This is a genomic window from Clostridium sp. DFI.1.208 (genome assembly GCF_024463855.1).
Classification (GTDB): Bacteria; Bacillota_I; Bacilli_A; order Erysipelotrichales; family Erysipelotrichaceae; genus Clostridium_AQ.
The window spans coordinates 1-255 of the sequence record NZ_JANGCA010000342.1 but is presented as its reverse complement, the minus strand read 5'-3'; the positions used below and the strand labels follow the sequence as shown (position 1 = coordinate 255).

The window sequence follows — 255 nt, the reverse complement described above, 5'->3', positions numbered from 1 at the left end:
CTCCTGAGCGTTATACAGAACCGGCAGTACGATATATCAAGGTGATGAAGAGCGGAAGCTCAACAGATATCTATTACGAGCGTCTGGATAAAGTAAAGGATATACTGAGTGACAGCATGTATGAGACGTTGTCCCCTGAGATGAGCAAGGAGGAAATACAAGCCGAAAAAGAACAGGCTGCAAAGGTAGATAAGGATTCTATCACGAAAACGAAGATCACAGATACACGATACAGTTATCGATGGAAGAAAGAAG

At 42.7% G+C, this 255-nt stretch carries 1 protein-coding gene; it reads left to right on the top strand.

Annotated features, from left to right (window positions below; genetic code table 11):
- Positions 1-255: hypothetical protein (locus tag NE665_RS24880; protein ID WP_256302785.1), on the top strand; the 255-nt coding region annotated here is incomplete at both ends.